Here is a 6,384-nt window from a genome sequence, read left to right as displayed (position 1 = left end):
GCGCACGATGGCGGCGCGCGCCTGGGTGAGGCCGTATTCGCGCTCCAGGCGCCGGATGCCCGGCCGTTGCGGCAGGCTGCCGGCGGCCGCGTGCAGCGCCAGTTCGATTGGATCGGCRCCGGGCGGCCGGCTGGCCAGCAGCCCGAGGTCGAGCACTTCGCGCAGTGCCGGCGCCATCGCGCCGGAGCCGGCGCAGTCGTGTGCGACGCCGTCGCGCCACAGCAGCCTCAAGGCCATGCGGTTCTCCGTCAGCGTGCCCGTCTTGTCGACGCACAGGACGGATGTCGAGCCGAGGATCTCGATGGCGGCCAGGCGCCGCGTCAGCACCTGGCGGCGCGCGAGGCGCCACGCGCCCAGCGCCGGCAGCAGCGACAGGATGACGGGGAACTCGGCCGGCAGCACCGACATCGCCAGGGCGACGCCGGCCAGCAGGGCGTCGAGCCAGGGCGCGCCGCGCAGCCGCAACAGCAGCACGAGCACGAGGCTGACGGCGCTACCTAAGCCGGCGAAGCGGCGTGCCAGCACCCGCGTCTCGGCCTGCAGGCGGCCTTCCGGTGGCCGGATCGCGTGCAGTGCGGCGCCGATGCGTCCCAGTTCCGTGCGCGCGCCGGTCGCGCGCACGCGCGCGAGGCCGTCGCCCTGCACGACCAGTGTGCCGGCATAGATCCACGGCAGGCCGTTGCCGCCGGGCGGCGCGGGCGGCGTTTCCGGCTCGCCGCGGAATTTGTCGACGGGGACCGATTCGCCCGTCAGCAGCGATTCGTCGACGAGCATGCCGCTCGCCTCCACCAGCAGGGCGTCGGCCGGCACCCGGTCGCCCTCGGCCAGGACGATCAGGTCACCGGCGACGACGTCGGCGGCGGGAATGCGGTCGCGCCTGCCATCGCGCACGACGGTGGCCGCCGGCGCGCTGAGTGCGCGCAGCGCCTGCAGCGCCCGTTCCGTGCGCCCCTGCTGGACGAGTGTCATGCCGAGCACGAGGACGACCATCAGCAGCAGCGCGAACCCTTCGTGCGGTTCGCCCAGCAGCAGGTAGAGCGCGGCGGCGCCCAGCAACAGCACGAACATCGGCTCGCGCGCCGCCTCGAGCAACAGCGCGCCGGTGCCGTGCGGGCCGGGTTGCGGCAGCACGTTGGCACCGTCGCGCGCGCGCCGGCGCGCGGCCTCGGCCGTCGCCAGGCCCGCGTGGCTCGCGGTGGCGTCCGGTTCGCTCATGCCGCCGCCGTCCCCGATGATCAGTGGGCGAGCAGCAGGGGCACGTGGGCGCGTTCCAGCAGTTCGCGCGTGACGCCGCCGAGCATCCATTCGCGGTAGCGGCTGTGGCCGTACGCGCCGGTCACCATCAGCCCGGCGCCGGCGTCGCGCGCCATGGCCATCAGGGCTTCGCCGACCGTCGCGCGGGTGCGCTCGACGACGACTTCCACCGGCACACCGTGGCGCGCGAGGTAGAGGGCCATGTCGGCACCCGGTTCCTCGCCGTGCAACTGGGTCAGCTCGTTCGGATTGACGAGCGCCAGCTTGACGCTGGCGGCGCGCTGCAGCAGAGGCAGCGCGGCCGTCAGCGCCGCGATGGCCTGCAGGCTGCCGTCCCAGCCGGCGATGGCGGTGCCGGGCAGCGGCTGGTCGTGGTAGTCGGGCGGCACGACGAGCACGGGACGCACGCCGTGCAGGGCGGTATATTCCGGCAGCCCGCGCACCCGCACCGGCAGGCCCGGGTCGACGTCGGTATCGCGGCTGAGCACGACGAGGTCGGCGTAGCGCGACTGCAGCAGCAGGGCGTAATGCGCCTCGTCCTCGATCAGCCGGCCTTCGTGCGATTGCACGCCGAGCCGCCGCGCCGCCTCGTCGAAGGCGGCGAGCCGCGCCGCGCCGGCATCGCGCAGGCCCTGAAAGTCCACGGTGGCCATCGGCGCCCCGACCGAGCCGGTGAGCAGGGCGTAATCGAGCCAGGAAATGMCGGTGGCGGCGCTGCCCACGACGTGGGCGTCGCAATCGTTCGCGAGCCGGGCGGCGGCGCGCAGGCGGCTTTCCTGCTGGGGGCTGCCGTCGATGTGGACGAGGATGGTCTTGTACATGAAAGGCTCCTTCAGGACGGAGTTGGACCAATCCAATGTATGCCTCTTCGTCACCGAAGTCTTTCCCGAATTTGACTGAGATCAAAAAAGCAACAAATTTGACGCCATTTATGTGGCGCACCGGTCTGACGGGTTCGCGGTATCGATTTCAACACGGGCGTCCGAAACCTCGGTAATCAGTCAATCGACAACAGGTTGCCGTTGTGTCTTTACGACTTCTGCGCACTTAATTGTGAAACAGGCTAGATTGCCTGTGGGCAATATTCTACACTTGCGGCTTTTCCAACTCGCTCGGAAGCCCCGTGAATCATATTTATCGTATTGTCTGGAACGCATCGAAACATCTGTGGCAAGTCGTGTCGGAACTCGGTTCGAAACGGACCCGGTCTTCCTCCGGACGGGCACGCCGCCGGCGCCGCCAGATCGCGCTGCTGGCCCTGGCCGCGGCGGGTGCCTGCGCCCAGGCCGCCGATCCGCTGCCGACGGCGGGCCGCGTCGTGGCCGGGCAGGCGACTCTCGATTACACCGGCAATACGCTGACCGTCCACCAGGGCAGCAACAAGGCCGCCATCGACTGGGCCGGATTCTCGATCGGGCAGGGGCATGCCGTAACCTTCGTCCAGCCCTCGGCATCTGCCGTGGCGCTGAACCGCGTGCTCGGCACTGATCCGTCCATCATCCAGGGCGCGCTGAATGCCAACGGCCACGTGTTCCTGCTGAATCCGAACGGCGTGCTGTTCAGCCCAACGGCGCAGGTCAACGTGGGCGGCCTGCTGGCGTCGACGCTCGCGCTTTCCAACGAGGACTTCCTCGCCGGGCGCTACCACCTGTCCGGCACGAGCACGCAAGCGGTCGAGAACCGTGGCAACATCGCCGCCGCGGCGGGCGGCAACGTCGCGCTGGTGGCCGCGCGCGTCGTGAACACGGGCAGCATCGCTGCCGACCAGGGCAATGCGCTGCTGGGTGCGGGCAGCGATGCCGTCGTCGACTTCGGCGGCCCCGTCAAGCTGCAGGTGAACAAGGGCGCGCTGGAGGCGCTGGTCGACAACGGCGGCGCCATCCGCGCGGATGGCGGCACGGTGCTCATGACGGCGAAGTCGGCCGGTGAACTGAGCGCATCCGTTATCAACAACAGCGGCATCGTGCAGGCGCGCACGCTGGCGAACGGCGCGCAGGGTCAGATCCTGCTGCTCGGCGACATGCGGACCGGCACCGCCAACGTGGGCGGCACGTTCGATGCGAGCGCGCCGGCCGGCGGCAACGGCGGCGCCATCGAGACGTCGGCCGCGCATGTGCAGACGGCGCCCGGCCTCGTCGTGAACGCCGGCGCGGCCGCAGGCAAGGGCGGGGAGTGGCTGATCGACCCGTTCGACTACGTCATCGGCAGTGCGGGCGCGGGCACGATCGCGAACAGCCTGAACCAGGGGACCAGCGYCACCGTGACGACCCAGCAGATGCCGGATCCCGTGTTCGGTTCGCCCGCCCCGGGCGCGGGCGACATCCTGGTCAGCAGTCCGATCGCCAAGACCGCCGGCGGCGACGCCAGCCTGACGTTGCGTGCGGACCGCAATGTGGTCGTCAATGCCGACATTACCTCGACAAGCGGCAACCTGAACTTGACGCTGTCGGCGGCCAATGCGGTGGGCGCGACGACCGGCGGCGTGGACGTCAACGGCAACCTGAAATCGAACGGCGGCAATATCCTGATCGGCGGCGGCACCGGCAGCACGGCGACCGGCATCGGCTATGCGCGCAACTTGTCCGGCACCGGCGCGGCCGTCACCGTGGAGTCGGCCAAGTCGATTCTTTCGACCGGCGGCAACGTCACGATCAACGGCAAGTCGACCGTGGGTTTCAGCAGCGGCAACTACGGCGGCACGACGGGCGGCGTCTACATCAAGTCGGACGCGACGATCCTGTCCGGCACCGGCAACCTTCTCATCAACGGCGAGAGCGCGGGCGGCACGAACACGTTCGGCATCGCCTTCCAGGCTGACTCGAATACGCTGACGACGGTCGGCAGCGCGCCCGGTGGCGGCACGATGCTGCTGAACGCCGTCAATTCGACTCCCGGCAACCACACGGCCGACGAGCTCGCACAGGGCGCCATCGGCCTCACTTCCTACGACAGCCGCGACCGCATCGCGTTCCAGGGACCGTCCGTGGCCGCGTGGCTCGTGTATGTGAACGGTGCGCCCCAGCTGCCGGCCTATACGCAGGCGCCRCAACTGTCCAGCTGCGCGACGCCGTATCCGAACTGCGGCGTGCTCGTCGTGCCCGGCTCGAACAACAGCTATTTGTACGCCACCTACCAGGCCGTGGACATGTCCACCACGCCGCTCTACGTGATCAACGCCGGCGACGGCGCCAAGGTCTACGACGGCAGCACGGTGGCGACGGGCTTGACGTTCACGACGCTCGGCGGTCCGAACGGCTTCACGCTGGGTAGTCTGACCCCGGCGCCCGCGTTCCGGACCGGAAGCAGGAACGTGGGCACCTACGGCACGTTGACCGCGGACGCCGGCAACCCCGCGGCCTACACGTCGGGCGGCACGCGCTATGCCATCGGCTACTTCAACACGGGCACGTATGGCATCACGCAGAAGACGCTGACCCCGAGCGCGGCCGACAAGGTCTACGACGGCAATGCCGCGGCGGCCGTATCGGTGGCGGGCGTCGTGGCCGGCGACGACGTGACGGCCAGCGGCAACGGCAGCTTCGCGTCGAAGAGCGTGGGCACCTACTCCGTCAGCATCGGCAACATCGTGCTGGGCGGCCAGGATGCCGCCAACTACACGCTGCAAGGCAACTCGGCCAGCGCGACGGCGAGCATCACGCCTCGCACGGTGACACTCAACGCGAACAAGACCTACGACGGCTCGGCGGTCTTTACCGCCGCCAGCCTCGGCAACCTCGTCGCCGGTGAGGATCTCGTCGCCACCGGCATCGCGGCGAACAGTGCCAACGTCGCCGAGGCGCACTACGTCAGCGCCGCGACACTGTCGGATGGCCAGGCTGGCCTGGCGAGCAACTACCGTCTGCCGGACCTGACCGCGGCCGGTGCCGCCAACACGGCGTCGATCGCACCGAAGGCATTGACGCTCACCGGCCTGGTGGCCGACAAGGTCTACGACGGCACGACGGCGGCCACGCCGACCGGCGGCAGCCTCGTCGGCCTCGTCGGCACCGAGACACTGAACCTGTCAGGCCTCGCCGGTGCATTCGCGGACAAGAACGTGGGCGTCGGCAAGACGGTCACGATCTCGGGCGGCACCCTGGCCGACGGGACGGGCCACGCGGCCAACTACAGCCTCACGGCGCCGTCCGGCGTCACCGCGACGATCGCGGCCAGAACCCTGAACGTTTCCGGCGTCACGGCCTCCGGCAAGGTCTACGACGGCACGACGACGGCGACGGTGTCCCGGAGCGGCGCCACGTTGGGCGGCCTGGTGGCGGGCGACGACGTCGGCCTGAACGCGAGCGGCGCCTTCGCCGACAAGAACGCGGGCAGCGGCAAGAACGTCGCGCTGCGCACCAGCCTGTCCGGCCAGGACGCCGGCAATTACACGCTCGCCGGGCAGTCCAGCGCGACGGCCAGCATCACGCCGAAGGCCTTGACGGTGTCCGGGATCACGGCCGCCGACAAGGTCTACGACGGCACGACGGCGGCGACGGTGTCGGTCGCGCACGGGCAGCTGTCCGGCCTGGTGGAGGGCGACTTCGTGTTCGCGACCATCACCGGCAGGTTCGCGAACAAGGACGCCGGCAGCGCCAGGACGGTGACGCTGACGAGCACGTACGGCGGCACCGACGTGGGCAACTATGCGATCACCGGCCAATCGTCGACGACGGCCACCATCATGAAGAAAGCCGTGACCGTGTCCGGCATCACGGCCGCCGACAAGACCTACGACGGCACGGCTTCGGCGACGGTGTCGACGGCCGGCGCCGTCGTGCAGGGTCTCGTCGCGGGCGACCACGTGAGTCTCGCATCGACCGGAAAGTTCGCCGACAAGAACGCCGGCAGCGCGAAGACGGTGACGCTGGCGAATACCTTCGGCGGCACCGACGCGGGCAACTACGCGATCACCGGCCAGTCGTCGGCGACGGCCACCATCATGAAGAAAGTGGTGGTAGTGTGGGGCATCGCGGCCGCCAACAAGACCTATGACGGCACGACTTCGGCGACGGTGTCGACGGCCGGCGCCGTCGTGCAGGGACTCGTCGCTGGCGACGACGTGAGTCTCGCATCGACCGGAAAGTTCGCCGACAAGAACGCCGGCAGCGCGAAGACGGTGACGCTGGCGAA

Annotated in this window: 3 protein-coding genes and 1 pseudogene; 2 read left to right on the top strand and 2 right to left on the bottom strand. The window is 69.7% G+C overall.

What is annotated here, in order from left to right:
* Together AC1DYX_RS26080 and AC1DYX_RS26075 are read right to left on the bottom strand one after the other, a co-directional pair.
* A partial coding sequence (locus AC1DYX_RS26080; protein WP_477264284.1) for a P-type ATPase actuator domain-containing protein occupies positions 1 to 1,215 on the bottom strand: 1,215 nt, incomplete at its 3' end.
* Between the two features lie 20 nt (positions 1,216 to 1,235).
* Complete coding sequence (locus AC1DYX_RS26075; RefSeq protein ID WP_477264282.1) at positions 1,236 to 2,075, bottom strand: universal stress protein; 840 nt, start codon at positions 2,073 to 2,075, stop codon at positions 1,236 to 1,238.
* A gap of 302 nt (positions 2,076 to 2,377) precedes the next feature.
* Here AC1DYX_RS26075 and AC1DYX_RS26070 point away from each other — a divergent pair.
* Both AC1DYX_RS26070 and AC1DYX_RS26065 read left to right on the top strand, forming a co-directional pair.
* Positions 2,378 to 3,220, top strand: a pseudogene (locus AC1DYX_RS26070) (two-partner secretion domain-containing protein); the annotation flags it as partial.
* A gap of 309 nt (positions 3,221 to 3,529) precedes the next feature.
* The coding region (locus AC1DYX_RS26065; protein ID WP_477264286.1) for a beta strand repeat-containing protein at positions 3,530 to 6,384 on the top strand (2,855 nt) is incomplete at its 3' end.

The organism is Massilia sp. P2_C2 (assembly GCF_056404615.1).
The sequence above is the reverse complement of the archived record's forward strand: the minus strand, read 5'-3'. Positions and strand labels throughout refer to the sequence as shown.